General features: G+C 69.7%; 24 protein-coding genes, 1 tRNA gene and 2 pseudogenes. 16 read left to right on the top strand and 11 right to left on the bottom strand.

Features of this window, described 5'->3' with window-relative positions; genetic code table 11:
- Positions 1-32: 32 nt before the first annotated feature.
- Together B1L11_RS36010 and B1L11_RS52800 are read left to right on the top strand one after the other, a co-directional pair.
- Positions 33-905 (top strand): annotated as a pseudogene (locus tag B1L11_RS36010) (IS256 family transposase); the annotation flags it as partial.
- Positions 902-994 (top strand): annotated as a pseudogene (locus B1L11_RS52800) (IS5/IS1182 family transposase); the annotation flags it as partial. The pseudogenes B1L11_RS36010 and B1L11_RS52800, both read left to right, overlap by 4 nt.
- A 45-nt stretch (positions 995-1039) precedes the next feature.
- Here B1L11_RS52800 and B1L11_RS45975 read toward each other — a convergent pair.
- From B1L11_RS45975 to B1L11_RS35985, 5 genes are all read right to left on the bottom strand, one after another.
- Entirely contained in the window at positions 1040-2863 is a 1824-nt protein-coding gene (locus B1L11_RS45975; protein ID WP_179155482.1) for a polymorphic toxin type 5 domain-containing protein, read from the bottom strand.
- A gap of 1123 nt (positions 2864-3986) precedes the next feature.
- On the bottom strand, positions 3987-6674 hold the full coding sequence (locus B1L11_RS36000; protein WP_079319770.1) for a helicase HerA domain-containing protein: 2688 nt from the start codon (positions 6672-6674) through the stop codon (positions 3987-3989).
- Positions 6675-6688: 14 nt separating this feature from the next.
- On the bottom strand, positions 6689-6820 hold the full coding sequence (locus B1L11_RS52795) for a hypothetical protein (protein WP_256863188.1): 132 nt from the start codon (positions 6818-6820) through the stop codon (positions 6689-6691).
- 983 nt (positions 6821-7803) lie between these two features.
- On the bottom strand, positions 7804-8142 hold the full coding sequence (locus B1L11_RS35990; protein WP_079319768.1) for an ATP-binding protein: 339 nt from the start codon (positions 8140-8142) through the stop codon (positions 7804-7806).
- Positions 8143-8353: 211 nt separating this feature from the next.
- Positions 8354-8427: transfer RNA gene (locus B1L11_RS35985), tRNA-Pro, on the bottom strand.
- A 92-nt stretch (positions 8428-8519) separates the two neighbouring features.
- Between B1L11_RS35985 and B1L11_RS35980 the strand changes: the two genes are divergently transcribed.
- On the top strand, positions 8520-8954 hold the full coding sequence (locus tag B1L11_RS35980; protein WP_079319767.1) for a hypothetical protein: 435 nt from the start codon (positions 8520-8522) through the stop codon (positions 8952-8954).
- A 12-nt stretch (positions 8955-8966) separates the two neighbouring features.
- On the opposite strand, the gene B1L11_RS35975 is transcribed toward B1L11_RS35980, so the two are convergent.
- Entirely contained in the window at positions 8967-9302 is a 336-nt protein-coding gene (locus B1L11_RS35975; RefSeq protein WP_079319766.1) for a DUF6458 family protein, read from the bottom strand.
- A 118-nt stretch (positions 9303-9420) separates the two neighbouring features.
- Between B1L11_RS35975 and B1L11_RS35970 the strand changes: the two genes are divergently transcribed.
- The 7 genes from B1L11_RS35970 (at position 9421) to B1L11_RS54305 (ending at position 15313) form a co-directional block, all read left to right on the top strand.
- Positions 9421-10062 (top strand): hypothetical protein, encoded by a 642-nt coding sequence (locus B1L11_RS35970; protein ID WP_256863187.1) that lies wholly within the window; start codon positions 9421-9423, stop codon positions 10060-10062.
- Positions 10059-10895, top strand: a complete 837-nt coding sequence (locus B1L11_RS35965) for a hypothetical protein (protein ID WP_079319765.1) — start codon at positions 10059-10061, stop codon at positions 10893-10895. The genes B1L11_RS35970 and B1L11_RS35965 overlap by 4 nt, the downstream gene beginning before the upstream one ends.
- Positions 10896-10902: 7 nt before the next feature.
- Positions 10903-11097 carry a hypothetical protein gene (locus B1L11_RS35960; RefSeq protein ID WP_030509495.1) on the top strand — a complete coding sequence of 65 codons (195 nt, stop codon included), beginning with the start codon at positions 10903-10905 and terminating at the stop codon, positions 11095-11097.
- A 170-nt stretch (positions 11098-11267) separates the two neighbouring features.
- Positions 11268-11435: a CBS domain-containing protein gene (locus tag B1L11_RS35955; RefSeq protein WP_143737782.1), complete on the top strand. Its 168-nt coding sequence runs from the start codon at positions 11268-11270 to the stop codon at positions 11433-11435.
- A 151-nt stretch (positions 11436-11586) separates the two neighbouring features.
- A complete protein-coding gene (locus tag B1L11_RS35950) occupies positions 11587-13320 on the top strand; it encodes an ABC transporter ATP-binding protein (protein ID WP_079319763.1) in 1734 nt (577 codons plus the stop codon).
- The gene (locus B1L11_RS35945) at positions 13317-14948 is read left to right on the top strand and encodes an ABC transporter ATP-binding protein (protein WP_306291753.1); all 1632 of its coding nucleotides are present in this window, start codon (positions 13317-13319) and stop codon (positions 14946-14948) included. Before B1L11_RS35950 ends, B1L11_RS35945 begins: the two co-directional genes overlap by 4 nt.
- Positions 14945-15313 carry an ATP-binding cassette domain-containing protein gene (locus B1L11_RS54305; protein WP_306291752.1) on the top strand — a complete coding sequence of 123 codons (369 nt, stop codon included), beginning with the start codon at positions 14945-14947 and terminating at the stop codon, positions 15311-15313. The genes B1L11_RS35945 and B1L11_RS54305 overlap by 4 nt, the downstream gene beginning before the upstream one ends.
- A 57-nt stretch (positions 15314-15370) precedes the next feature.
- Here the strand turns inward: B1L11_RS54305 and B1L11_RS35940 are convergent, their stop codons facing one another.
- The 3 genes from B1L11_RS35940 to B1L11_RS35930 form a co-directional block, all read right to left on the bottom strand.
- A complete protein-coding gene (locus B1L11_RS35940) occupies positions 15371-16669 on the bottom strand; it encodes an NAD(P)/FAD-dependent oxidoreductase (RefSeq protein ID WP_079319762.1) in 1299 nt (432 codons plus the stop codon).
- A 15-nt stretch (positions 16670-16684) separates the two neighbouring features.
- Complete coding sequence (locus B1L11_RS35935) at positions 16685-17101, bottom strand: ATP-binding protein (RefSeq protein WP_179155480.1); 417 nt, start codon at positions 17099-17101, stop codon at positions 16685-16687.
- A 120-nt stretch (positions 17102-17221) separates the two neighbouring features.
- Complete coding sequence (locus B1L11_RS35930) at positions 17222-18001, bottom strand: SigB/SigF/SigG family RNA polymerase sigma factor (RefSeq protein ID WP_079319760.1); 780 nt, start codon at positions 17999-18001, stop codon at positions 17222-17224.
- 186 nt (positions 18002-18187) lie between these two features.
- Here B1L11_RS35930 and B1L11_RS35925 point away from each other — a divergent pair, with 186 nt between their 5' ends.
- Positions 18188-18544 carry an STAS domain-containing protein gene (locus B1L11_RS35925; RefSeq protein WP_239107979.1) on the top strand — a complete coding sequence of 119 codons (357 nt, stop codon included), beginning with the start codon at positions 18188-18190 and terminating at the stop codon, positions 18542-18544.
- A gap of 43 nt (positions 18545-18587) precedes the next feature.
- Here B1L11_RS35925 and B1L11_RS35920 read toward each other — a convergent pair whose 3' ends face one another.
- Positions 18588-19298, bottom strand: a complete 711-nt coding sequence (locus B1L11_RS35920; RefSeq protein WP_079319758.1) for a GAF and ANTAR domain-containing protein — start codon at positions 19296-19298, stop codon at positions 18588-18590.
- Between the two features lie 97 nt (positions 19299-19395).
- Here B1L11_RS35920 and B1L11_RS35915 point away from each other — a divergent pair, with 97 nt between their 5' ends.
- From B1L11_RS35915 to B1L11_RS35895, 5 genes are all read left to right on the top strand, one after another.
- Positions 19396-21201 (top strand): SpoIIE family protein phosphatase, encoded by a 1806-nt coding sequence (locus tag B1L11_RS35915; protein WP_239107980.1) that lies wholly within the window; start codon positions 19396-19398, stop codon positions 21199-21201.
- A gap of 252 nt (positions 21202-21453) precedes the next feature.
- Complete coding sequence (locus tag B1L11_RS35910; protein WP_079319757.1) at positions 21454-22506, top strand: glycosyltransferase; 1053 nt, start codon at positions 21454-21456, stop codon at positions 22504-22506.
- Between the two features lie 736 nt (positions 22507-23242).
- Positions 23243-23836 (top strand): glycoside hydrolase family 16 protein, encoded by a 594-nt coding sequence (locus B1L11_RS35905; protein ID WP_079319756.1) that lies wholly within the window; start codon positions 23243-23245, stop codon positions 23834-23836.
- Positions 23837-23855: 19 nt separating this feature from the next.
- On the top strand, positions 23856-24977 hold the full coding sequence (locus B1L11_RS35900) for an RNA polymerase subunit sigma-70 (RefSeq protein ID WP_256863186.1): 1122 nt from the start codon (positions 23856-23858) through the stop codon (positions 24975-24977).
- Between the two features lie 92 nt (positions 24978-25069).
- Positions 25070-25510, top strand: a complete 441-nt coding sequence (locus B1L11_RS35895; protein WP_079319754.1) for a hypothetical protein — start codon at positions 25070-25072, stop codon at positions 25508-25510.
- A 5-nt stretch (positions 25511-25515) separates the two neighbouring features.
- Here B1L11_RS35895 and B1L11_RS35890 read toward each other — a convergent pair.
- Positions 25516-26177: CdaR family transcriptional regulator (locus B1L11_RS35890; RefSeq protein WP_256863185.1), on the bottom strand; the 662-nt coding region annotated here is incomplete at its 5' end.

Below are 26177 nucleotides of genomic sequence, written 5' to 3'. Positions count from 1 at the left end.
AGTCAAGATCGAAGGAGAACCAAAGCGATGGCGTGAACGACAGTGTGGACCCTGGCGCCTGGCTGGCGAAGCAGATCGAGGCCGGTGACCCGGATCTGTTGCGATCCATGGTGAAGACCATGGCCGAGGCGTTGATGTCGGCCGAGGCCGACAGCTTGTGCGGCGCCTCCTACGGCGAGCGCAGCAGCGAGCGGACCAACCTGCGCAACGGTTACCGCACCCGCGCCTGGGACACCCGGGCCGGCACGGTCGATCTGGACATACCCAAGCTGCGGCGGGGGTCGTACTTCCCCGACTGGCTGCTGGAACGGCGTCGCCGGGCCGAGCAGGCTCTCATCAGCGTGGTGGCCACCTGCTATCTGCTGGGCGTGTCGACGCGGCGGGTGGACAAGCTGGTCGAGCAGCTCGGCATCACCGGCATCTCCAAAAGCCAGGTCTCGCAGATGGCCAAGGTGCTGGATGAGCAGGTGGAGGCCTTCCGCACCCGGCCCTTGGACGGCGGCCCGTACACCTTCGTCTGGCTGGACGCCCTCACCCAGAAGGTCCGCGAGGGCGGGCGCACGGTCAACGTGCACGCCCTGGTCGCCACCGGCGTGAACGCCAACGGACAGCGGGAGATCCTCGGGCTGGAGGTCACCTCACGCGAGGACGGCGCCGGCTGGCTGGCGTTCCTGCGTGGCCTGGTCGCCCGCGGCCTGTCGGGGGTGCAGCTGGTCATCTCTGATGCCCATCTCGGGCTGGTCGAGGCGATCGGGTCCACCCTGCCGGGCGCGTCCTGGCAATGGTGCCGGACCTACTACCTGCGGAATTTGCTCACGACCGTGCCCAAATCGGCTCAGCCGTGGGTGGCGACCCTGGTCCGCACCATCTTCGACCAGCCCACCGCCGAGCAGGTACGCGCTCAAAGCCCCGCTGCTGCCCTCACCGCGCCACCCCGATCGTGCAGGCCATCCTCGTCCTGCAAGCCGTCGAAGACCACCGCTGGTCAAGATGAAAATGGCTCATTGTGCCGCCGACTCGCGGGGCAGTGAACGTGCTCTCAGAACTCCGGCGGCTCGACGAGCACGGCGGAATGCACGGTGCCGGCAGGCAGCAGCCCATGGGATTCATAGAGCTCCGCCGTCGGCACATCCACCGGGATGTCGTCGATCAAGACCGCGGGCTTGCTGGCATACGCGCCCTTCCCCTCGATCATCCTGCCGGAGATCTCCACGTTGAGGTCGGCGTCTTCCAACATCAAGTACTCGCGCTTGCCCACCGCCTTCGCATAGGTCTCCGACTGCAGGTGACCGGCCTGGACGATTTGCGGCTCCGCCTCATCGACCATCGCGTACCGGCCCCGGTAGGTGCGTCCGGACTTGGCGGTGAGCGAGCCCTTCTGCCAATTGCCCTCGCTGTCGAGCAGGAAGTCGAGACGGCTGGGCCTGCCAGACTTTCGAAGCTCCAGCAAGCGCTTGCGCATCGCACTCATGAACGACCGCTTCGACGAATATTCCGGGAGTGTGGAGGCCTTCACCACCTGCCGCTCCGCTTTTTCGAGTGCTTTCCCTGCCCCCTCGACCGCCGCCTTCGTCGGCCCCGATTGCCTGCCGCCGGGCGGTGGCGGGGTGATGCCCTCGCGCAGTCCGGCCGCCATCTCTTTCCTGGCGCCCTCGGCTGCGCGCTCCGCAGCCGCGGCCCCAAGTTTTTCCTCGGCGACCGTGGCGGCCTCTTTTGCGACGACCTTGCCCATATCCTTGGCCGCTGCCTTGGCGGCGAACCGGGTGAGTTTTTCCCCAACTTTCTCGACGAACCCGCCGTCGAAGGTGACGAAGTCGATCGGGTCGACGGGCGGCTCCTCCAGCGGCTTCTCGCCCGAGCCGACGACGTTTCCGTCGCGGTCGTGGATGCGCCAAAAGCCTTGCGACTGGTAGCGGTAGCCGATCAGGTCGCCAGTGTTTTTGTCATAAATCGGCTTAAAAGCCTTGTTGTGATCCGCCTGCCGGTCGAACTCGGTCGGTTTCCAGTCGCCGCGTTGCATGGGGTTCAGGCCCGCCTTCATCAGCTCCCGATTGAGGGCGCGGCGGTAATCCTCAGACATCCCCTCCTGGTCGACCCGCACCCGCACGAGCGGCGGCTGCTCGGGAGCCCGCTGCTCTGGCGGCTTGGCTGGTTCCTGCTGTCCTGGAGGCTTTTGCGTACGGTCCGCGTTCGCCGGGTGTTGTCCGGGGCTCTTGATTTGGACATCCGTCCGGTTGTCCTTCGCCTCGGCGCCGGGCTGATTCTCGGCCGAGGGCTTGGGCGCGCCGACAGGGGAAGGAGAGGCGGGCGCTGCGTTGCCAGGGGCGTGTTGAGGCGGCTCTTGCTTGCCAGAGGTCTGTTGAGGCGGCTTTTGCTGGTGTCCTTGCCCCGGTGAACCCGGAACCGGCGGCCCGCTGCCGGCGCCCGCAAGGGGCGGCGTGACATTTTCGACAGAATTCCACCCACCACTCGGCGTAATGCCGACACCGATATCTTGCGGGTGACTTATCTGGACGGTCCCGCCGCCGTTGGCGTCAGGAGTAACCGTGATGCTGATGTGCGCAGAGTCTTTGAGATCCGTGGATACGCGAATCTGGATCTCTTGTTCTGGATGAGAAAAGATCGAGATTGTTATGGTTCTGGTCCCGTCACCCATGTCTGCGCTTCGTATCGAAACCTGCTCTCCGTTCTCAACGGTGATCAGTTTTCCTTGGTCTCCTACCTCCGAGGCGCGGATAATCACGGAGTCTTTCGCGGGCGGGTTTTCCTTGGAGGCGTCGGCCATGTTCGAGCCGTATGAGGAGGTGGGTACGTCCAGGGAGAAGGCGAGGTTCAGCACACTTTGGTCCGATGCGGTGGGCATGGCCTCTTTCGCCTCGGAGGAGGATGTCAAAGCGCCCTGGCGGTCCGGCCCCGCCCCAGGAGCCACACTGGTGTCGCCGCCCGGCAAACTCCATTCATAGCCAGGGGTGGACTCCGTGACGCCTGGGCCCGCGTCACGCCCATCGCCGGGGACACGCTCAGTGGCACCCTGGTCCACGTCACGCCCACCACCAGGGGTGGACTCAGTGGCGCCCGGGTCCATGTCGCGCCCATCGCCGGGGGCCGGCTTGGTGAACCCCGGATCCAGATCACCCCCATCCCCCAGGACCGGCGCGGTGAACCCAGGATCCACATCACGCCTGCCATCTGGCTCGCGGTTGCGTGCCGGGGGCGTCTCCGGAGGTCGGCCGCGAGCTGGAGGTCGACTGCGGGCTGTCACTTTGGGCAGTGTCCTCTTGTGTGCCCTGCGTGTCCGGCAGACTGTAGTCGTCATTGCCTGATTGCTCTTGGCCTTCGCGTGGTTCTGGCCCTCGACTGCCTTGGACGTAACCCCCTTCCTCTCCGCCGCCACATTCCTGCGTGTTGATATGTGCGGCTCTAATAAATTCATCCGCCTCCTTCCGTGCTTTCTCCTCGATCTCCTGGGCTCGCGACTCGGGATTTCCCGGCTTGTGTCCCATCTGGTTCATCCTCTATCTGAGGAGCCGTCGTTGGAGTGTTTCGCGCCAACGCCAGCAGGTCGGACATTGTCCGGTCCTGATCGGCAGGGTGTGTCCACTGCTCGGAGGCCAGCATCTGTTGCGCAAAGCACAGGGCGACGCAATGTGTGACGTCGGTCAGATGTGCCGCGAGCCTGGCCTCTTGTTCTCCGGCCGGAGATTCGATGAGGTGGTACGCGGCGGCTTGGCTGAATTTCCACAGTGCTGCTTGGTCTCGATCTTCGGCATATGACTCGGCCGTGCGCGTTCTGGCCCATGCCTCTTTGATGTGCTCGGCTTCTGTGAGTTCCGTGACGGGTTGGTGACACAGGCATGGACCAGAGCGGTCGGCCCAGATGCGGGCGCAGTTCTGGAAGGGGCCGTGGGTGTTGCCTTGGAGGGACAGTAGAAGGACGCGCAAGCCGATAGCCAGTTCGCTCGCGTCGTGCCCCTCAAGGTGGGCGGTCAGGGTGCGGTCGATGAAGTCGGCGACCGTGGCGGTTTGGGTGTAGGTCCAGCCGGCGCGGGCGCGCGGCTGTCGGCGAGCCGGTGGGCTGCGTGGTGGACCAGGCAGGCGAGGAGAGCTTGTTGGTCCAACCACCGGGGACGGCGGGGCTCGATGGTTGCCGGGAGTTCCGCCCAGGTACGGTCCAGGGCGCCGCGGGATTGAACGGCGGAGAAGACAATGCGCGCCAGGGTACGCATCACCCGCGGATCGTCGTCGAGCTGGGCGCGGGCCGTACGGCATGCGTCCGGAGCGGTCTGGCAGCGCTGGTCGCAGTCAGCGGACGGCAGGAGGCGGTCGGCGCGAGTGTCGAGGCCGTGGTGGGCCATGTAGTCGCGTACCTCGGCGTGGGTGGGCCAGGTGCCCGTTCCGCCCTTGGTTTGGGGGACCTGGATAAGCAGCGGGGAGTCTTCGCCGTCGGTGAAGACCGCCGCGCGGCCGATAGGCAGCGTGGTCAGGGCGGTGGACTGGAGGGACGTCATGCCCATGGAGGCGGCCAGGGTCTCGCGGTCGTCGCCGGCGACGATGCGATGAGCGATCTTGAGGTTGGTGTTCTTGACCACGTCGGATGCGAGTTTGGTGGGGACCTGGTCGACGATGACGACGCCTTGGCCATAGGCGCGGACCTCGGAGAGCAGGTTGGTGAAGGTCTCCACGGCCTTCCCTCGCACATCCGCTTCCCCTTCGTCGACGCCGCGGGGGCTGGTGGTGTTGGCCAGCAGACGGTGAGCTTCTTCGACGACCAGGAGGTGTCGGAGGTCTTCGGTGTCGCCTTGAGTGCGGCGGTGTTCGGCCAGGCGGATGACGAACAAACCCATCATGAACGCTTTGTCGTCGTCGTCGCCCATGCCTTCGAGTTCCAGGACGGTGGGCTGGGTAAGGAGGACCTCGATCGGGGTGGAACGGCGGGTGTCGAGCATGCGGCCTTTGCCGCCGGTGCGCAGGCCGTCGAGGCGGGTGGTCAGGGCTGCGCGGAGGTCTCCGGTGACCTTGTCTTCGTAGCCGAGCTGGGGGATGAGGGTCTCCACCTTGGCTACGAGGTCGGTGAGGGTGGGGAAGGCCTGGGAGCGGTCGGCGTCGGAGTCCAGGCGGCGGTTGGTGTCGGTGGTGATGTCCCAGCCGCGGTCGCTGTAGACGGCGTGCAGGGCGGCTTCCAGGATCTGGGGCAGGGGGGTCCACATGCCGAAGCTGGCATGGAACACCGAGCGGAGCAGGTCGAGATGGACCGCGACAGGCGTGCCGGCCAGGACTTCGAACGGGTTCAGGCGCAGCGGGCAGACGGTTTCATTGCCAGGGGTGTAGATCTGCAGGCGGGTTTCGAGTCGGGAGTGGTGCAGCAGGGCGCGGTACTCGGTTTTGGCGGGTTCCAGGACGAGGAAGGGGAGACCCAGGTCGTGGATCTGCTGGAGGAGGTGGAAGACGGTGTTGGTCTTGCCGGACCCGGTGGTTCCCGTAACGAAGGTGTGGCGGGTGAGTTTCCGGGGGCCGATGCCGTAGGCAGTGGTGGTGGCGCGTTGTCGTTCGACGACGGTTCCCAGGCCGAGAGCGCTGCTGTCGGTGGGTGGGGGGACGGTGTCCAGGTCGGGGACCTGCGTGATGCCGAAGCCGTTCGTCTCCAGGTTGGGGAAGTGGACGTAGGCGGCCAACTGGGTGGAGGTAAGGAGGGTCTGGTGCTGGAAGGGCTGGCGATAGTGCCCAGGGGCGTCCGTGTCGCCGGTGGGGTCGATCATGGCCCAGTCGGAGGCGAGGGTTGGGACGTCGTCGCGGTCCCACACGCGAATGGGTTCGGGGAGGGAGCGGTCGCCGGAGAACACGCCGCGCCACAAGCTGGCCAGCTCCGGGTAGCTTTGGGCGTCGCCCAGGAGGTAGACGGCGGTGCGCCAGGCGCCGGTGCTTTGGGCATCGGTGAAAGCCTTGAGTTGCGCGCCGAGTAGCTGCAGGTAGTGGTCGGCCAGGGGGCTGGGGGCTCCGCCGAGCTTGGTCGCGGTCTGGGCCGCGCGCATTTCGTTGATCAGTCGCAGTTTCAGGTCGTGTACCAGTGCCTCGTCGGCCGGCTGGGCCAGGATGAGGGCGGTCCACCGTAGGTGGTGCAGTGCCCTGAGGAGGCGGTCGAACTGTGCGGCTCCGTCGGCGGTGTCTGGGGGTTTGAGGGTGGGGATGCCCATCACCAGGCCGCCGAGCGGCCATGGCCCGGTCGCAGGGTCGTCCTCGCGCAGGTCAACGGCCGGATACAGGGTGTGCAGGGCGCTCTGCAGGAGTTGCCCGTTGCAGTCGGCGGTCGAAGCGGGGCTACCGGCCGGGAGCCAGGTGCCGATACGGAAGCAAGCCCGGCCTGGCTCGGCACCGGCCAGGAAGGCCAGCGGCACCTTATAGGTGTACAGGGCGGCGAGCACGTCACGCGTGATCGGGACCGTGCCGTCATCGCGGGGAAGGCTGCCCGCTTCACCATCCGGCAGACCGGTCCGGTGGTCTGGATAGGCGGGTGACCGTGGCCGTTTCTCCAGCCGTCCGATGCCGGTGACGCATATGAGGGTCCGCAGTTCGACGGGTGCCTGCGTCAGTCGTGCGCCGGGCGCCGGACGCGGCGGCTCGAACCCGGAACGCTCGAGGTAGTCCAGGTTGCCGGCCGTGAGGTCGTCGATGGCCATGGTCGCTAAGAGGGTTATGCGGATATCACGTAGGCCATCCATGCGATCCACAGGATCGCCGCGATGACCATGACGATGACGGCGGCCTTGGTGATCCCACGAGCCCGGACGACCGCTCCGGTGGTGAGGTTGCGTACCTCTTTCACGCACAAGGTGCCGCCCCGCATCCGGCCTCGGCCTGGATCCAGTCCCCCTCGCTGAGAGCACCCTCAAACCTTCGCCCCCGCATCTCGACCGGTATGAGCATCGCTCGATTGCCGGCCTGGTCATACCGCTCCACCCGGAAGGTCCACACCGTGGCGTAGTCCGACTCCCCCCGCTGCTCAGTGCGTGTCTGCACACCGCGGGCCATCCCCTCGATGACCGCACCGCCCACCATGGGAGGCGCACTGGCCGGGGGCCGGGCGGGAGCAGCAGCGGCAGGCGCTCTGACCGGTCCGCGCTTCTCTTCAGCCGGAGGCGCCGGATCCGGCATCCAGCCGCCGCCGCCCAGACGTGGCGGGTCGGCAACCGCTGCAGGAGGCGCCCAAGCAGGAGGAGAGGACGCCGCCGGTTCATCCCCCTGAGTCCGGGTGGTGAAGGGCTGACCGCAGCGGCTGCATGCCTGCGCGCCAGCCGCCACCTGGGTTCCGCAGTTGTCGCACACCCACGCACTGCACATGCGGACCACCCCCGTACCGTCCGCATCCCCCAGGGGCCACTCCCTCCAGAAAACACCCATCCCGAACCCCGGTCAACCGAGCGCAGACGGAGACCGCGACCGAGCTCGCCGAAGTCGGGCCCCGTATGAACGGTGTTGACGCTCTGTGAGATTTCCCAGACCTGCTCTCCGAAATTCCCCAGGTCGTTGGACTTCATAGTACGTAATTGATCCCGCTATATCACCGACGGTGACGGCGTGTTGACGTACGCGGCGGCGGGTGTCACTAGCAGGTTGATGACCGCCACCGGCTTGCGGCAGTGCGGGCAGCTCTGCACGGGGGCTGGGGCCTGTGCTGCGGGTGGCGATGTCGCGCATACGGGGGCTACCCGGTCTGCGACGCGGCCTTGCAGCGGGGGTCGCAGAACCGACGGTTGGAAAACCGGCTGGTCAAGGTGAAAACGCGTCCGCATTGGGGGCAGGTGCCGGTCACCGGGGGCCTCCCACTGGGGCGGTGACGGCCTGGCGCAGCGCGTCAGCGCGGGCTTGGTGGGCGCGCATCCGATACGACGGGCCGTCGATCGCGACGATGACCCCGCAGTGCAGCAGCCGGTCGACCAGCGCGGCCGCCAGCATCGGATCGCCAAGCCGTTCCGCCCATTCGGCGATCCCGACATGGCTGGTCGTGATGATCGAGCCTTTCAGGTAGCGGGCGTTGACCACCTCGAACAGCAGGCTGCGCCCGCTCTCGTCGAGTTTTCGGTAGCCGAACTCGTCGATCACCAAAAGCGTGGGCTGGGCGAAGAACCGCCGGTGCGGTTCACTCAGCGCAGGCCTTTACAGCGTAGATTCGAATCGCATTTGAACACGGCCCGGCACCCGGCTACGCAACCCCTCGAATGCGGTGACACGCTGGACATACATCTGTCACCGGGCGGCACGGTCCGGGAGGGCGACTCTTGATGACATCTGGGTGATACAACAGAAAAGCCACAATCCCCGATCTTGGGAACTGTGGCTCTGACCTGCTACAACAGTGTCGGGACGGCGGGATTTGAACCCACGACCCCTTGACCCCCAGTCAAGTGCGCTGCCAAACTGCGCTACGTCCCGTTGCCCTGGTCTCCCCGGGCACACCCAAACCTTAGCGCAGTTTCCGTCCTCGTGCGTACACGAACCGCGCCAGTGGGCCTAGGCTGGCGATCATGGGGAGGAAGGCGCGCATCGACCAGGAAGAACTCGTCCGGCTGGCCGCCGAGGGGTGGACCAACGCCCGTCTCGCCGAGCACTTCGGTGTCACGGAGTCGGGCATCCTGCAGGCGAAGCGATCCGCCGGCCTGTCCAAGCCGATGACGGACCACAGCCGTGCCCTGCCGTGGAAGCTCCGGCGCGAGCACAGCCAGAGCGGCCCCGCCACCAACCTGCGGAACCTCTCCGCCGCGACCCAGGGCCGCCCGATCCCCAAGGACAAGCTCAACACCGCCCTGCGGTGGGCGAGCCGGCTGGTCGACAACGGGCTCGACATCGCCTACGACCCGGAGCGGGGCTTCCACGAGGTGCCCGCCGGGGACGACTCACACGTCGCCCGGATCCTCGCCGAGGCCCGCGAGGCCGCGGACGCGGCGGGCACCACGCCCTGACCGTACGGTTGCTCACACACCGTCGCGCGGCAGGGGCGTGGTCTCCTCGCGTACGTGCACGTGGCGCTCGCCCGGGTGGACGGCGGTGTGCGACTCGGTCTCCTGGACGTGGACGTGCGGCTCGGCCGCCGGGTCCACGGTGTACATCGTGTCCGGCTCGATGGTCTCCACCGTCTCCTCCGTCCGCGGACGGCGGGTGTAGCGACCGGTCAGCACCATGCCGACGACTCCCACGGCCATGAGAATCCAGCCGATCATTTGAAGGTCGATTCCAGGAACGTCCCATTTGACGGCGAACGCGAGAACCGCGCCGACCGCGATGAAGGCGAGACTGGCCCCGAAGCCCATGGCTACCTCCTCTGCTGGTCAACGGCCCTTTACCCGCAGAATCCACGATTACGCAAGGCGTGAAGGCTGCATTCCCGGGCAGTGCGGATGAACAACGCATTCACCCCTGGAGGCAGATATGACCGCCGTAGCATGGGTGGCCGTCGTGATCGTCGCCGTGCTGGTGATCCTGGCAGTCGGCTACCTTGTGTCGGCACGCAACCGCCGGCGCCACCTGCAGGACCGGTTCGGGCCCGAGTACGAACGGGCGGTGCGCGAGAGCGACAGCCGTAAGGAGGCCGAGCAGGAACTGCTCGCCCGCGAGGAGCGCCACGCCAAGCTGGACATCCGCCCGCTCGACCCGCAGACCCGGGAGCGGTACGCGAGGAAGTGGACCGAGGTGCAGGAGCGGTTCGTGGACGCTCCCGGCTTCGCCGTGACCGAGGCCGACGCGCTGGTCACCGCGGTGATGGCGGAGCGCGGCTATCCCACGGACGAGTTCGAGCAGCGGCTGAGCGACCTGTCGGTGGCCCACGCCGCCACACTCGACCACTACCGCAAGGCCCACGACATCAGCAGCCGCGCCGCCCGGCAGGACGCCACCACGGAGGAGCTCCGTCAGGCGATGGTCCACTACCGCGCGCTGTTCCAGGAGCTTCTCGGCGACGGCGCCGACGTTCCTCTCAACGACCACGTCAACAGTGCCGCGTACACCACCGACGGGTACGACGGCGTGTCGGCGAACGGCCACCACGCGGACGTACGGAAGGCGGGGCGATGACGATGCGGACCAACAGGTACGACGAGCGCGACAACGTCGCCGAGCAGCCGACTCCCGAGACCCCCGAGCCCCTCGAGGAGGAGGCTCGCAGAGAGAGGGCGCTCGCGGACGCCGGGCGGGACGAGCACGAGGGTCCCGGCCCGGTCTACTCCCCCAGCGACGCGTACACCGCCGGCTACGCGGACGGCACGGCGGCCGACGCCGGCGACCGCGCGTACGGCGACGGCACGAACAGGGAGACCGGCGGCGACGCGGAGACGGGCGGAACGGCCGACGCGGACGGCGACGGCTCCCGCTTCCGCGAGCCGTACGGCCAGGCGGGCGACGACGTCCTCACGTCGCCCCGGACCGGCGGCAGGCACACGGCCGAGGGCGACCTCCTCGTCGCGGGCGGCCGCACGGACGACTACACCGAGCCCCGCACCCGGACCGAGCGATCCGGCGCGTACGCCACCCACGGCGACGACACGGGCCGCACCCCTGAGAGGGACGGCACCGAGTACGCCGGCGACGCCACCACCGGCGCCACCGTCGACGGCCCGGTGGCCTACCCCGCCACGGCCACGGCCACCACCGCCGCCTCCGGCGCGGCGTCCGTCCTGGACGAGGCGCTGGAGAGCCGGTGGCGCGAGATCAAGACCGGCTTCGTCGACGATCCCCGCCAATCGGTCGAGCAGGCGGACGCGCTGGTGGAGGAGGCCCTGTCGGCCCTCACCAGCCGTCGGCAGGCGCTGCTCGACCAGTGGAAGGACAACGAGCGGGGCGACACCGAGGCGCTGCGCCTGGCCCTGCACGAGTACCACGCGTTACTTGCCCACCTGACCCGGAAGTGAGGTAACCATGCTCGCCATCGCCGCGGCGGTCGTCTTCGGGATCGCCTTCCTCCTCGACCTTCTCAACGCCAGCATCGGCATCGGCCTGACCGCGCTGCTCGCCCTCGGCCTGTGCCTGCTGTCCCTGCACCAGGCCGGCGTCGGCACCGCCGGGGTGAACTCCTGGCGCGGCGGCTGGCGTGGCGGACGCGTCCGTCGCTGACCCCCCCGAACCGAACGTCTCCCCCCGGAGAACGCCGGAGAACGCCGGAGAACGCCGGAGAACACACCCCTGAAAAGCGCGACACGGTCTCGCGGAGGCACGTCTTCCGCGAGACCTTGAGCTTCACCGTCCCCTCAGGAGACCGAGATGCCCACAAGGTGGAAGAGGTCATGACGCGCGATCCGGTCACGCTGCCGGAGGAGGCCCCTGTGGTGAAGGCCGCCAAGCCGATGCGCGACAAGGACGTGCACCAGCTTCCGGTGGTCGTGGACGGCCGCCCGGTCGGCGTCGTCGCCCTGGCCGATCTCTCCCTCGCCCTCGATCCCGCTCCCGCCTGACGGTCTCCGTACGGCCCTGTGCCCTGTGCGGGGAAGCGGACGACGGCCCCTGTTCGCTCCTGCCGAAAATCATGCGTGAGTGAGCTAGCTGCTCATATAGCGTGTTCCGCATGATTTTGCCCTCCCCGCGACGCTCCCCTGGACCACGGCCGTGCTGAGCCGCCTGCTCCGCACGTACCTGCGGCCCTACTCGCCCGCGCTCACGGCGGTGGTGCTGTTCCAGCTCGTCGGCACCATCGCCTCCCTGTACCTGCCCAGCCTGAACGCCGACATCATCGACCAGGGCGTGGCCACCGGCGACACCGGCTACATCCTGGGCACCGGCGGCTGGATGCTGACCGTGTCCCTCGTGCAGATCGCCTGCTCGATCGCGGCGGTCTATCACGGTGCCCGGGTGGCGGCGGGCTTCGGCCGGGATGTCCGATCGGCGGTCTTCCACCGGGTGAGCGGCTTCTCCCAGCGGGAGGTCGCCGAGTTCGGGGCTCCGTCGCTGATCACCCGCAACACCAACGACGTGCAGCAGATCCAGATGCTCGTGGTGATGACCTGCACGATGCTGGTCGCCGCGCCCATCATGGGGGTCGGCGGCATCATCATGGCGCTGCGTCAGGACGTCGGGCTGTCGTGGCTCATGCTGGTCTGCGTCCCGGTGCTGCTGGTCTCGATCGGGCTGATCGTCTTCCGCATGGTCCCGCAGTTCCGCGCCATGCAGACCCGCATCGACGTGGTGAACCAGGTGCTCCGCGAGCAGCTTTCCGGCATCCGCGTGGTGCGGGCCTTCGTCCGGGAGCGTGAGGAGACCCGCCGGTTCGGGACGGCGAACGACGAGCTGACCGGTACGGCGCTGCGCGTCGGGCGGCTGACCGCGCTCATCTTCCCCACCGTGATGCTGATCCTCAACGCCTCCAGCGTCGCCGTGCTGTGGTTCGGCGCCGCCCGGGTGGACAGCGGGGAGATGCAGGTGGGCGCCCTCACCGCGTTCCTGATGTACCTGATGCAGATCCTCATGTCGATGATGATGGCCACCTTCATCTCGATCATGATCCCGCGCGCCGCGGTCTGCGCGGAGCGCATCGCCGAGGTGCTGGACACCGAGTCGTCGGTGCGCCCGTCCGAGCATCCCGTACGGCAGGTGGACCGCCGGGCCGAGCTGGAGCTGCGTGACGTCGAGTTCCGCTATCCGGGCGCGGAGGCGCCGGTGTTGTCCGGCATCTCCTTCCGCGTGGCCGCGGGACAGACCACCGCCGTCATCGGCAGCACCGGGTCGGGGAAGACGACCCTGGTCTCGCTGGTGCCCCGGCTGTTCGACGCGACGTCCGGCGCCGTGCTGATCGACGGTGTCGACGTACGCGACCTCGACCCCCAGATGCTCTGGACGCGCATCGGCCTGGTGCCGCAGAAGCCGTACCTGTTCACCGGCACCGTCGCGAGCAACCTGCGGTACGGCAACCCCGACGCCACCGACGAGGAGCTGTGGGAGGCGCTGGAGGTCGCCCAGGCCCGCGACTTCGTCGAGGCGATGCCCGAGGGCCTGCAGGCGCCGATCTCCCAGGGCGGCACGAACGTGTCCGGCGGGCAGCGCCAGCGCCTGTCCATCGCCCGCGCGCTGGTCGCCAAACCCGAGATCTATCTGTTCGACGACTCGTTCTCGGCGCTCGACCTGACCACCGACGCCAGGCTGCGCGCCGCGCTGCGCCCGTACACGGCCGACGCCGCCGTGGTGATCGTCGCCCAGCGGGTCTCCACCATCGCCGACGCCGACCAGATCGTCGTCCTCGACGACGGCGTCGTCGCCGGCATCGGCACCCATGACGAACTGCTCGATACCTGCCCGACGTACGTCGAGATCGTCGAGTCCCAACTGACCGCGGGGAGTGCGGTATGAGCGACCGGCCCACGGCACGGCCCACAGCACCGATGCGACCGCGGCCCGCCGGAGGCGGCGGTTTCGGGCCCTTCGGCGGCGGGCAGATGCCGGCGGAGAAGTCGATGAACTTCGGCCCCTCCGTCCGGCGGCTGCTGCGCCGGTTGAGCCCCGAACGGCCGAAGCTCCTGGCCGTGATCGGCCTCGCCGTGATCAGCGTGGTGTTCTCCGTCATCGGGCCGAAGCTGCTCGGCCGCGCGACTGACGTGATCTTCAGCGGTGTGATCGGCGGACGGCTGCCCGCGGGGACGACCAAGGAGCAGGCCGTGCAGGGGCTGCGCGCCTCGGGTCACGGCGACTTCGCCGACATGCTCGCGGGGATGGACGTCGTTCCCGGCCACGGCATCGACTTCCACGCGCTCGCCACGGTCCTGGCCTGGGTGCTGGCGCTGTACGTCGCGGCGTCGCTGTTCATGTGGCTGCAGGGCCGGCTGCTCAACGACGTGACGCAGCGCACGGTGTTCCGCCTCCGGGCCGACGTCGAGGACAAACTGCACCGGCTCCCGCTGAAGTTCTTCGACGGCCAGCCGCGCGGCGAGCTGCTCAGCCGGGTCACCAACGACATCGACAACGTGTCCCAGACGCTGCAGCAGACGCTGAGCCAGCTGCTGAGCTCGCTGCTCACCGTGATCGGCGTGCTGGTCATGATGTTCGTGATCTCGCCGCTGCTCGCGGCGATCGCGCTGGTGACGATCCCGGTCACGATGATCGTCACCGGGCAGATCGCCAAGCGCTCGCAGAAGCAGTTCGTCGCCCAGTGGGCCCACACCGGCACGCTGAACGCCCACATCGAGGAGGCGTTCACCGGCCACGAGCTGGTGAAGGTCTTCGGGCGGGGCCCGGAGGTCGAGCAGGTGTTCCGGGAGCGGAACGAGGCCCTGTACAAGGCGAGCTTCGGCGCCCAGTTCATCTCCGGGATCATCATGCCGGCGATGATGTTCATCGGGAACCTCAACTACGTCGCCATCGCGGTCGTCGGCGCCGTACGGGTGGCTAGCGGGTCGATGAGCCTGGGCGACGTCCAGGCGTTCATCCAGTACTCCCGGCAGTTCACCCAGCCGCTGACCCAGGTCGCCTCGATGGCCAACCTGCTGCAGTCGGGGGTGGCCTCCGCCGAGCGGGTCTTCGAGCTGCTGGACGCCGAGGAGCAGGAGCCCGACCCCGCCGACCCGGTGCTGCCCGCGACCCGGCGGGGACGCGTCGAGTTCGAGCACGTGTCCTTCAGTTACGACCCCGAGCAGCCCCTCATCGAGGACCTGTCGCTGGTGGCCGAACCCGGGCACACGATCGCGATCGTCGGCCCGACCGGCGCGGGGAAGACCACGCTGGTCAACCTGATCATGCGCTTCTACGAGCTGGACGCGGGCCGCATCACCCTCGACGGCGTCGACATCACGGCGATGCGCCGCGAGGACCTGCGCTCCCAGATCGGCATGGTGCTCCAGGACACCTGGCTGTTCGGCGGGACGATCCGCGACAACATCGCCTACGGCAACCCCCGGCCACCGACGAGGAGATCCAGGCGGCGGCCCGGGCGACGTACGTCGACCGGTTCGTCCGCACCCTTCCCGACGGGTACGACACCGTGATCGACGAGGAGGGCGGCAACATCAGCGCCGGCGAGAAGCAGCTGCTGACCATCGCCCGCGCGTTCCTCGCCAACCCGTCCCTGCTCATCCTGGACGAGGCGACCAGCTCGGTCGACACCCGCACCGAGGTCCTGGTGCAGCACGCGATGGCCGCGCTGCGCAGCGACAGGACCAGCTTCGTCATCGCCCACCGGCTGTCCACGATCCGCGACGCCGACCTCATCCTGGTGATGGAGGCGGGGAGCATCGTCGAGCACGGCACCCACGACGAGCTGCTCGCCGCGCGGGGCGCCTACCACCGCCTCTACTCGTCGCAGTTCGCCGGCGCCCTGGCCGGCGACGACACCCCGACGGAAGTGGGCTGAGGAGTGCCGCGTGACCTCGGGTGACCTCGGGGGCACGCGGCACTCCCCCACCTCGGGTCACGAGCGGGCGGACAGGGTGAACTCCTTGCGCGGCTCCTCGATGGCCCCCAGCGAGACGATCTCCCGGGGGAAGAACAGCCCGAGCGTCCAGTCCATGAGGATCCGGGTCTTCTTGTTGAAGGTCGGCATCCGCGTCAGGTGATAGGTGCGGTGCATCAACCAGGCGGGGAAGCCGCGAAGCTCCCGCCCGTAGATCTGCGCGACCCCCTTGTAGAGCCCCAGGCTCGCCACCGACCCCGCGTACTTGTGCCGGTACGGCCGCTGGGCCTCCCCGCGCAGCGTGGCAAGCAGGTTGTCGGCCAGCGTCTTGGCCTGCCGTACGGCGTGCTGGGCGTTGGGCGGGCAGAACTCGCCGGGACGGGTGAGGTCGGGGACGGCGGCGCAGTCGCCCGCGGCGAAGGCGAAGTCGGTGCCGTGCACGCGCAGGCAGGGGTCGACCCTGATCCTGCCCTTCTTGTCCAGGGGCAGGTCGCCCGCGCCGACCAGCGGGTTCGGCTTGACGCCCGCCGTCCAGACGAGGGTGTCGGCGTCGAACTCCTCGCCGTCGCTCAGCACGATGCGGCAGCCCTCGGCGGACTTCAGCAGCGTGCCCATGCGGATCTCGATGCCCCGCTCGCGTAGCTGCAGGGCCGTCCACTTGCCCATGTCCGGGCCCACCTCGGGCAGGATGCGGTCGGTGGCCTCCACCAGCACCCAGCGCATGTCCTCCCGGCTCAGCCCGCTGAAGTACTTGAGCGCACCCGCCGCCATGTCCTCCAGCTCGGCCAGGGCCTCCACGCCGGCGTAGCCGCCGCCGACGAAGACGAAGGTGAGGGCTTTGCGGCGGACCTCCGGGTCCGGCGTGGACGCGGCGATGTCGAGGCAGCCGAGCACGTGGTTGCGCAGGGCGATGGCCTCTTCGATGGTCTTGAAGCCGATGCCGTGCTCGGCCAGGCCCGGCACCGGCAGCAGCCGCGAGATCGAGCCCGGCGCGACGACCAGGTAGTCGTAGTCGATGGTGAGGTCGGGCCCTTCGTGCGGGGTGAACTCCGCCTTGCGATCGGCCAGCCGCACCTGGGTGACCCGCCCGCTGAGGATCTGGCATCTGTTCAGCACCCGCCTGAGCGGGACGACGACGTGCCGCGCCTCGATGTTCCCGGCGGCCGCCTCCGGCAGGAAGGGCTGGTAGGTCATGTAGGAGTCGAGGTCCGCGACGGTCACGAGCGCCTCGCCGCGGCGGAGCCTGCGCTGCAGGCGGAGTGCTGTGTACATGCCGACGTATCCGCCGCCGACGATCAGAATCCGTGGGACAGCCATGGCTGTCCCCTACCCCTACTCGAGGAGGAAACGCATCGTCACCGTGGTCCCCCTGGGCCCCGTGGTGACGTGGAGATCGTTGCTCAGCATGCGCGCCACCCACAGTCCCATGCCGCTGGTCGCGTCCTCCGGAGGCGGGTCGTGGCCGGGCTCGCCCTCGAGACGCCACTCCCGGCCGTCGTCGTGCACGGAGACGACCAGGGCCGGCCCCTCGCGCCAGATGCCCAGCCGCGCCTTGGTCGACCCGTGGGTGACCGCGTTGGTGGCGACCTCGTTGAGCGCGACGAGGAAGTCGCCGATCGCATCCTCCCGCATGCCCCGACGCAGCGCCTCGGCGGCGGCGAACTCCCGCAGATCGGGCAGATCGGCTAAGGAGAAGGCACGCTCCCTCGCCGCTCTGGTGACGTGCGCGGGAACGCCGTCATCTTTCACCCGGTACACGCCTCCCGCCGGAAATCTGGCCGTCTCAGGATCTATGGGCTGTGGGCAGGACGAAGATACCCCGGGACACCGCCTTGGCACAGACGGTGTCCCGGGCATCGTCGCATCCTCTCATCCCGCGACGAGCTCCGCCCGGAGCTGGTCGAGGGTCTTGCGGAGGATCCGTGAGACGTGCATCTGCGATATGCCGAACTCCGCCGCGATCTCGGCCTGCGTCATGTTGCCGTAGAAACGCAGCAGGAGGATGTTCTTCTCCCGCTCGGGGAGAAGGTCGATCAGAGGCTTCAGCGCCTCGGTGTCCACCAGGGTGTCGAGCGCGTCGTCCTCTTCGGGGATCACGTCGCCGAGGGCGGCGGCGTCGTCGTCGGCGCCGATCGGCGCGTCGAGGGAGAGCGTGCTGTACGCCGCGGAGGCGTCCATGGTGAGGAGCATGTCCTCCTCGGACAGACCCATCTTCTTGGCGAGCTCGGCGACCGTGGGGAACCGGCCCAGCTCCTGGGTCATGTCGGCGACGTGCCGGTTGAGCTCGGCCCGGCGCTCCTGGTAGAGGCGGGGCACCCGGACGGCCCAGGTGCGGTCCCGGAAGTGCCGCTTGACCTCGCCCGTCATGGTGACCATGGCGTACCCGCGGAAGCTGTGGCCCAGGGTGGGGTCGAAGCCGTTGATGGCCTTCATGAGGCCGACGTACGCGGCCTGGAGGAGGTCTTCCATCGGCTCGCCACGGTTGAGGTACCGCCGGGCGATGTCCCTCGCCATCGGGCGGTGCATTTCTACGATCTTCTCACGGAGGCGTTCCCGCCGCTCCTCGGACAGTCCGTCCTCGGCCAGCTCGGCCAGGAGCTCTTCGGCGGTCGGATTGCTGGCGGTCTCTACACGGACCTCGGCAGCCATCTGCGCAGTCCCCTCGTATTTTCTCGCGAGGGCGCCTACGCGCTGGGGTGACCACGCAGAAGGCACGCCTCGCTACAGTATCGAGACGAGGCCCTCTGCTGGACCTCTGCTTCAGTATATTGCCCCAAAATCAGGAGTATCACCACCCCTTCGGCACCAGTAATGTTGCCGCAGAGGAGGCGCGAGGTGTCTAACAACGGACTGCTGTCCCTGACGTCCAGCATGGCGGGGGACATCGTGGTGATCCATGTGAACGGTGTCCTCGACGCCACGACACGCGAGCAGTTCTCGGACTATCTGGACGCCGCGGCGGACGACCACGGCCCCGACATGGTCCTCGACCTGGGCGGCGTGACGTTCATGGACTCCCGGGCGCTGGGCCTGATCGTGCACCACTGGCAGCGCTCGACCACCGCCGGCGGCAACTTCGCGCTGGTCTCCGTGCAATACCCGAACTCCAAGGTGATGTGGGTCACCGGCCTGTCCGAACGGCTGCCCCTTTTCGACACCCTCGACGAGGCCCTGGCCGCGTTCGCCGCCTGAACCCCGCCCCCGCGCCCCGCCGCCGCACGCGCGTACGGCCCGCTCAGGCCGGGGCGGCTCCCCCGTGCTTCTGCTGGTGCTCGGTCACCAGGAGCTTGGCCAGGTCGGCCACCTTGACCTGGTGGTGCTGCGACACCCGCCTGAGCTCCTCGAACGCCTCCTCGGCCGAGCAGCCGCTCTTCGACATGATGATGCCCTTGGCCTGGTCGATCACCGATCGGCCCGCCAGGGCCTCCTGCATCTGCGCCGCGCCGGTCAGGACGTCGTCGAACTCCCAGATGTTGGCCAGCGCCACGGTGACCTGCTCGCGCAGCAGGGCCATGAGCGAGCCGCCGGAACTGAACACGCCGGGGCGCACGCCGTACAGGCCGATGATCACAACGGCACCGTCCACGGCGATCGGCACGACGAGGACCGAGCGCACCCCGTGCCGGACGGCGGTGGCGGCGTAGCGGGACCAGCGGGACTCGCGCATCACGTCGGGGATCGTCACCGGACGCCCGGTGGACAGCGCCTCCCTCGACGGGCCCTCGCGCAGGTCGCGTTCGCGGTCGATCAGCACGGTGAGCTCGCTGTGGGAGGCGGCGAGCAGCACCCGCTCCTCCATCCACAGTTCGGCGGTGCCGCCGGCGCAGCCGGGGACGCCGCGCGCGACCGCCTCGGTGATGCCACGCAGAACGCTCTCGGCGGACGTGCCCTCCGTCACACGGCCCAGCGCCGCGAGGTCACGCGCGAGGATGGATGTCGTCTCCATGGTAGAAAGACCATTCCCATAGTTTCCGGGTTAATCCAGGCTGGATCGATTAGACCCGGAGTTTGGCGTAGCGTCTACGTCGAGAGAGGGGGGCAGCTTGCCCGACACCGCCGAGCTCGAGCGCGCGTTGAGCGGGCTCGCCGACCGCATCGCCACCCTACGGGACGATCCCGATCCGGGTGCGATGCTACGGGAGCTGGACGCCGCCGAGGAACTCGTCCGCAAGGCGCTGAGCGAGCTGGCGCGCAGCCGCAGGCGCAGGGACGGCGGCAGTCAGCGCGAGCAGAAGCTGCTGCGCCAGGTGTTCCGCGCGCTGCCGATTCCCGTGATCATCATGGACACGGGCGGCACGGTGCGCCGTATCAACAACGAGACCACCCGCCTGCTCGGCAGCCCCGCCGGCTACCTCATCGGCCGCGCCTTTCCCCTGCTCGTCGACGTGACCGCCCGCGCCGCGTTCCGGCAGCGTTTCGCCGCCGTCCTCCACGGCGACGACAGCGCCTCGTTCCAGACCCGGCTGGCCCACCAGGGCCGCGCCCACACCGTACGGCTGGTCCTGAGCCGCCTGCGCATGCCGGGCGAGCCGCAGGAGATGATCGCCGGGGTCGTGCTGCCCACCGAGGTGCAGCTGCCGGAGCCGGCCGTGCAGACGGGCGTGCCCGACGACGCGGCTGTCCTGGCCGCGGCGAGGCGGCACGAGCTGCTGTCGCGGCTGACCGGGCTGCTGCTGGACGAGGAGAGCCTGCGCGAGCCCGTCGCCCTGCTGCGGGCGGCCCGCCTGCTGGCCGCGGAGACGGCCGACTGGGTGATCGCGGACGTCGCCAGGGACGGCGGCCTGGTCCGGTCGGTGGTCATCGGGCCGAGCGACCAGCCCGTCGGGCGGCTGCAGCGGACGGTCGAGGAGGCCCCGCCCGCGCTGGCGCCGGTCGTGGAGCAGGTGATGACGACGCAGAGCGGCGTGGTCCACGAGATGCTGGCCGACGACTCCCTGCTCGGCGGCGACGTGCTCCAGGCGATGCGCGCGGGCTCGCTGCTCAGCGTGCCGATCCGGGCCGACGACGAGGCGCGCGGCGTGCTCACGCTGGTGCGGCTGCGCGACCGGCCGCCGTTCGGCCTGGCCGACCTGGGCCTGATGGAGGAGATCGGCCTGCACCTCGGCCTGGCGATGCGGGCCCAGCAGGGGTTCCAGCGCCGGGCGCAGGCCGCCGACACGCTGCAGACCGGCGTGCTCCCCCGTACCCTCCCCGAAATCCCCGGTTTCGAGATCGCCGCCGTCTACCACCCCGGCTCCGGCATGCGTGCCATCGGCGGCGAGTTCTACGACGTGTTCCCCGTGAAGAACGGGTGGGGCTTCGTGATCGGCAGCGCGGCGGGACGCGGCGAGGAGGCGGCCGCCGTCACCGCCATGGTCCGCAACGGCCTGCGCGTGCTGAGCGTGTGGGAGGACGACCCGGGGGAGGCTCTGCGCAAGGTCAGCGACGCCCTCGTCGCGCAGAACACGGGCCTGTTCGTGATGGCCGCCGCGGGTTTCGTCCGCGGCCGCAAGGTGCGGCTCGCCTCCGCGGGTCACCATCCCGCCGCGCTGATCCAGCCGGGCGGCGATGTCCGGTTCTCCGAGGGCGGCGGCGTCCCCCTGGGCTTCGAGGAGGGCTCGGTCCCCGCGACGGAGGAGCTCACGCTGTCGGCCGGGGAGACGCTCGTCCTCTACAGCGACGGACTGGTGGGCTCGCAGAGCCCCGCCGGGGACAACTACGGCGAGCAGCGGCTCACCGAGGCCCTCGCCCGCTGCGCCGGGCAGCCCCCGGGCGCGGTCGTCAAGGCCATCGAGGAGGACCACCGGGCCTTCTGCGGCAGCCACGCGGTCGACGAGATCACCGTCCTCACGCTGCGCCGATCCCGCTGACGGGATCGGCCGGGACGAGGGGCCCGGGGACGGCCTGTGGCCCGCCTGATCTGCGGCTACGCGGACATCCGGCAGGAGGAGGGCGGCTGCCGGATCAGGCCGCGGCCGGCCACGTCGCGGCTGCACGAGTCCGCATGATTTTTCCCGATTAGGCGTTTAGCGCGTATCAGAGTAAGGTAAACACCATCTACATCGATGGTGCCTAGGACGCAGGCACACTCTTTCAGACGCCTTCCTGTCTTGAGGTGTGCCATGGATATCGCGATCGTCTCCGCGCACGAACTGACTCCCGACACTCCCGCCATCGCCCGCGAGCTGGGCCGGGGCCACCGGGTGACCGTCTACACCCGCTCGAAGGTCCAGGGGGACGGTGTCGAGCACGTGCCCGCCGGACCCGACATGGAACTGTCGGAAAGCGACCTCCTCCCCTACATCTCGGACTTCAGCGACGGGCTGCGGCGCAGGTGGCGGGAGCATCGTCCGGACATCATCCACGCCTACTCGTGGTCCAGCGGCCTGGCCGCCATCGCCGGGTCCGAGGGCCTGGGCGTGCCGGTCACCCAGACCTTCCACAGTCACTACGACGACAACCGCAGCGCCGAGCCGGTGCGGCGGCTGGAGTGCGCGATCGGCCGCCGCGCCAGGGCGGTCATCGCCGCCTGCGCCGACGAGGAGTCCGAACTGATCCGGATGGGCGTGCCGCGCCGCAACATCTCGGTCGTCCCGCACGGCGTGGACATCGAGCGCTTCCGCCGCCAGGGCCCCGCGTTCCCGAGGGGCGAGCGGCCCCGCCTCCTGCACGTGGGGCACGTGGGCGCCGACTGGGCCGTGCACGCCCTGCGGGCCGTACCGGAGGCCGAGCTCGTGATCGCCGGGGGCGACGACCAGAGCGTCGAGCGGCTGCGCGCCCTCGCCGGGGAGCACGGCGTGGCGGACCGCGTGGAGATGCTCGGCATGGTGCCGCACACCGCGATGCCCAAGCTCATGCGCAGCGCCGACCTGGTGCTGTCGCTGCCGCCGACCGTTCCCACGGGCACGGCAGCGCTGGAGGCCATGGCCTGCGGCATCCCCGTCATCGCCTCGGCCGCCGGGGCGCACCTCGACTCGGTGGTGGACGGCGTGACCGGATTCCTGACCCGGCCCGACCGCCCGCTGGAGATCGCCCACCGGATCCGCCGCCTGCTCGGCGACGCCACCCTGCGCACGGCCATCGGCTACGCCGCGGCCGACCGCGCCCGTTCCCGCTATTCCGTGGAGCGAATCAGCATGGAACTGCTCCGCGTATACGAGAAGACCTGCGCGTAAAGGCAAGCGATATTACCGGATTTAGGCCGTTATCTGAGTGAAATCATGTGATTAACTCGGCTCATGTCACGTCATGGGCCTGGTTTAGCGGTGGCGGCGGCGATGCTCATCGCCGCGCCACGGCCTGTTCGAACGGGGACTCGGCGAAGGTGTTCAACGCCGGGGGCGAGTCCACCGCACAGGGGTCGGCGTCCTCCCCCGGTTCGTCCGGCGCGCTGCCGGGCAACGCGAACGCGGCAGGGCTGAGCGCGACGCAGACCGCAACCGCGGCCGCCGCACCCGCCGGCGAGAACGCCGGTCAGAAGGGCGACGAGGCCGCGGAGAAGATCGGCGACACCACGGTCGCGGAGAAGATCGGCGACCTCCCAGCGGGCCCGTCGCCGCGCCCCTCCCCAGCGTCTCTCCCCTTCCCGTCCCCGGCCTCTCGTCCGGCCCGTCGGCGCGCCCGCGCCCACGACCGAGACCGAGCCGCCGATGCGGCTCGCGCGGCCCGTGCGCACCGCGGACCGGCCGGTCGTGGTGGACGTCATCGAACCGGAGGACGTGCCCCGGGCGGACCGCGCGCCCGCCCCGGCGCCCCCCCGGGGGCGCGAAAGGGGGCGCGCGGGAGTCCTCCCCGCCGTCGCGTACGCCGTCGCCCCGCTCGTCCGGCGCCTCCGCGGGCGGCTGGGGCGATCCGGCCCTGACCGAGGACTTCGGCGGGCAGGCGCTGCGCGTCACCGGAGGTGGCGCCGGCGTGGACCTGTCCGGGTCGTCCGTCCAGCGGTACGGCCGCTGGGAGGTACGCCTGCGGGCCGATGAGGGTGCGCTTCCCGTCGCGCTGCTGCGGTCCGCCCGGCCGGCCGCCGCCGAATACGGAGACTCGCGGCGCGACGACTCCCGATACGACGATTCCCAATACGACGACTCCCGATATGACGAATCGCGGTACGACGACTCGTGGAGTGACGACTCGTGGAGTGACGACTCGGAATACGCCGGTCCACAGGACGACATCCCGCGATCCGCGCGATCCACCCGATCCACGGAGACGGAAGACGCGTCGATCGGCGTGGCGGGGATCGCGGGCGGGCGGCGCGCGGAGCTCTCCGTCCGGCAGGACCGGGAACTGGCCAGGGCCGAGACGGCGGCCGACTTCACCCAGTGGCACACCATCGCCGTCGACTGGCTGCCCGGCCGGGTGACCTTCTGGCTGGACGGCAGGCAGGTGTGGAACTACACCGGCCCGTACGTTCCCCGGTCCCCGTTGGGCCTGGTGCTGCGCAACGACGCCTCCGGCGGCACGGTGTACGTCGACTGGGTGCGGATCTACCGGGTTCCGGAGCGGTAGCCTTCCGGAGGATCTCGGTGTGTGGCGGAGACGCGGGGCGGGTGTGAGCGGACGGCACGGCACGGCCAGGGAATCCCCGGCCGATCCCACGACGGACAGCACGGCGGACTCCACGGCGGACTCCACGGCGAAGGCCGTCCGTGCGGGCGACGAGGCCGTGTTCGGCGAGCTCGCCGCGCGTCACCGGCACGAGCTGCGGGTGCACTGCTACCGGATGCTCGGGTCGTTCACCGACGCCGAGGACCTGGTGCAGGAGACGCTGCTGCGGGCCTGGCGCGCGCGGGAGAGCTTCGAGGGACGCGCCACGTTCCGGGCATGGCTGTACCGGATCGCCACGAACGCCTGCCTGGACGCCCTGTCCGGCCCGGCCCGCGCCCGCGAGGTGGTGGCGGCGGCCGCCTCGGAGAGCCCGCGGCGTCCGGCGGCGGCCGACGTCGCCTGGCTCCAGCCCTATCCGGACGACCTGCTTGATCTGGCGGCGCCGGACGAGGGCGCGCCGGACGCGGTGGCCATCTCCAGGGAGACCGTCGAGCTGGCGTTCCTGGCGGCGATCCAGCACCTTCCGCCGCGGCAGCGGGCCGTGCTGATCCTGCGCGACGTCGTCGGCCGGCCGGTGGCCGAGACCGCCGAGGCACTGGAGATGAGCGTCGCCTCGGTCAAGAGCGCGTTGCAACGCGCCCGCGCGACGCTGCGCGAGCGGCTGCCCAGGCGGCGGGCGGACTGGGCCGCGGCCACCCGGCCCAGCCGCGACGAGCTCGACCTGCTGGAGCGCTACGTCACCGCCTCCAGGAACGCCGACCTGGCGGCGCTGGCGGCGCTGCTCCGCGAGGACGTCCGGCAGGCCATGCCGCCCGCGGCCCTGGTGTTCGACGGGCGGGCGGCCGTGCTGGACATGTGGCGTCCGGTCCTGGAGGGCGAGGAGCGCTGGGGCGAGTGGCACTGCGTCCCGCTCGCGGTCAATCGGCAGCCCGCGGTGGCGAACTACGTGCGGCGGCCCGGTGAGACCTCCTACACCGCGGTCAACATCGACGTCCTGTGCGCCGAGGACGGCCTCATCACGGAGATCACCACCTTCGGCCCCGAGTTGCTGCCGCTCTTCGGGCTGCCGCTCTCCATCCAGCCTGCCGTTATCGAATCGTGATGTCTGCCGCGGGTGCGGACCGATTCCCTTTCCGGGCTCGCACCGTCGTACGAGCGGTATCGCAGACCGCGACCACTGGAGAAGGGAACACCATGTCGGACATCATCGAGACGACGCAGCCGGACGAGCAGCTCAGGGCGCTGGACCGGCTGGTCGGCTCATGGCGCGTGACCGGCGGCGCGGAGGGCACGGTCACCTACCGCTGGATGGAGGGCGGCTTCTTCCTCATCCAGGACATCCGGCTGGAGCAGGACGGCGAGCCGATCGTCGGCTTCGAGGTCATCGGCCGTGAGAGGCCCTACGGGGCGGACACGCCGAGCGAGGACATCAAGTCGCGCTACTACGCCGGCCGCGGCGACACCCTGGACTACGTCTACGAACTCGACGGCGACACGCTGACCATCTGGTTCGGCGCGAAGGGATCCCCGGCGTACTTCCGGGGCACCTTCAACGCCGCAGGCGACGTCATGGCCGGCCGCTGGAACTACCCGGGCGGCGGGGGCTACGACTCCGTCATGACCAGGATCGGCTGACCCCGTCACGGGTGGGACGGGAGAAGCGCCGCCGCCTTCAGCGACAGGTGGAGCAGCAGGCGGTCCTCCCCGTCGGCGAGGTCGAGCCCGGTGAGGTGCCCGGCCTTGCCGAGGCGGTAGTACAGCGTCTGCCGGTGCACGCCCAGCGCCGCCGCCGTCTCCTGTACCTGCCCGGCGTGGTCGAGGTACGCCTCGACGCTCGCCGCGATCCGGGGCGTGAGCGCGGCCGACTCGGCGGCGAGGTCGGCCAGGTCACGCGGGGTCAGCCGGGCCAGCAGCCGGTAGACGCCGAGTGCGCTCCAGTCGGCGACCGGGGCGTGCCGTCCGACGTGCTCGGCCACCCGCAGCGCCAGCAGCGCCTCCCGCCAGCTCTGCCACGCCTCCCCTGGGTCGTCGCGCGGGCCCCCGATGCCCGCGGCCATGCCGTACAGGCCGTGCAGGAGGCGCGCGACGTGCGCGGCCTGCGCGGCGGGCGCCAGCACCGCGAGGAGCGCGCGTCCACGGCCGTGCCGGCACGTCAGGGTCGGCCAGCACGCCGCGCGGCAGCGTGCGCGGCGGCCGGGGACCTCCTCGGGCGTCCGCACGGCCACCGCCGTCACCGGGCCCTCGACGTCCACCCCCGGCGGTGCGCGGACGCGGGGTCGGCCGAGAAGAACTGGCGCAGCGG

It is taken from the genome of Microbispora sp. GKU 823 (assembly GCF_002027145.1).
GTDB classification, from domain to species: domain Bacteria; phylum Actinomycetota; class Actinomycetes; order Streptosporangiales; family Streptosporangiaceae; genus Microbispora; species Microbispora siamensis.
This window is presented reverse-complemented; position numbering and strand designations above follow the sequence as displayed.

Coding starts and splice junctions, on each gene's coding strand:
- B1L11_RS45975 (WP_179155482.1), bottom strand. CDS start 2,863: ATGCCCACCGCATCGGACCAAAGTGTGCTGAACCTCGCCTTCTCCCTG.
- B1L11_RS36000 (WP_079319770.1), bottom strand. CDS start 6,674: ATGGCCATCGACGACCTCACGGCCGGCAACCTGGACTACCTCGAGCGT.
- B1L11_RS35980 (WP_079319767.1), top strand. CDS start 8,520: ATGGGGAGGAAGGCGCGCATCGACCAGGAAGAACTCGTCCGGCTGGCC.
- B1L11_RS35975 (WP_079319766.1), bottom strand. CDS start 9,302: ATGGGCTTCGGGGCCAGTCTCGCCTTCATCGCGGTCGGCGCGGTTCTC.
- B1L11_RS35970 (WP_256863187.1), top strand. CDS start 9,421: ATGACCGCCGTAGCATGGGTGGCCGTCGTGATCGTCGCCGTGCTGGTG.
- B1L11_RS35965 (WP_079319765.1), top strand. CDS start 10,059: ATGACGATGCGGACCAACAGGTACGACGAGCGCGACAACGTCGCCGAG.
- B1L11_RS35960 (WP_030509495.1), top strand. CDS start 10,903: ATGCTCGCCATCGCCGCGGCGGTCGTCTTCGGGATCGCCTTCCTCCTC.
- B1L11_RS35955 (WP_143737782.1), top strand. CDS start 11,268: ATGACGCGCGATCCGGTCACGCTGCCGGAGGAGGCCCCTGTGGTGAAG.
- B1L11_RS35945 (WP_306291753.1), top strand. CDS start 13,317: ATGAGCGACCGGCCCACGGCACGGCCCACAGCACCGATGCGACCGCGG.
- B1L11_RS35940 (WP_079319762.1), bottom strand. CDS start 16,669: ATGGCTGTCCCACGGATTCTGATCGTCGGCGGCGGATACGTCGGCATG.
- B1L11_RS35930 (WP_079319760.1), bottom strand. CDS start 18,001: ATGGCTGCCGAGGTCCGTGTAGAGACCGCCAGCAATCCGACCGCCGAA.
- B1L11_RS35920 (WP_079319758.1), bottom strand. CDS start 19,298: ATGGAGACGACATCCATCCTCGCGCGTGACCTCGCGGCGCTGGGCCGT.
- B1L11_RS35910 (WP_079319757.1), top strand. CDS start 21,454: ATGGATATCGCGATCGTCTCCGCGCACGAACTGACTCCCGACACTCCC.
- B1L11_RS35895 (WP_079319754.1), top strand. CDS start 25,070: ATGTCGGACATCATCGAGACGACGCAGCCGGACGAGCAGCTCAGGGCG.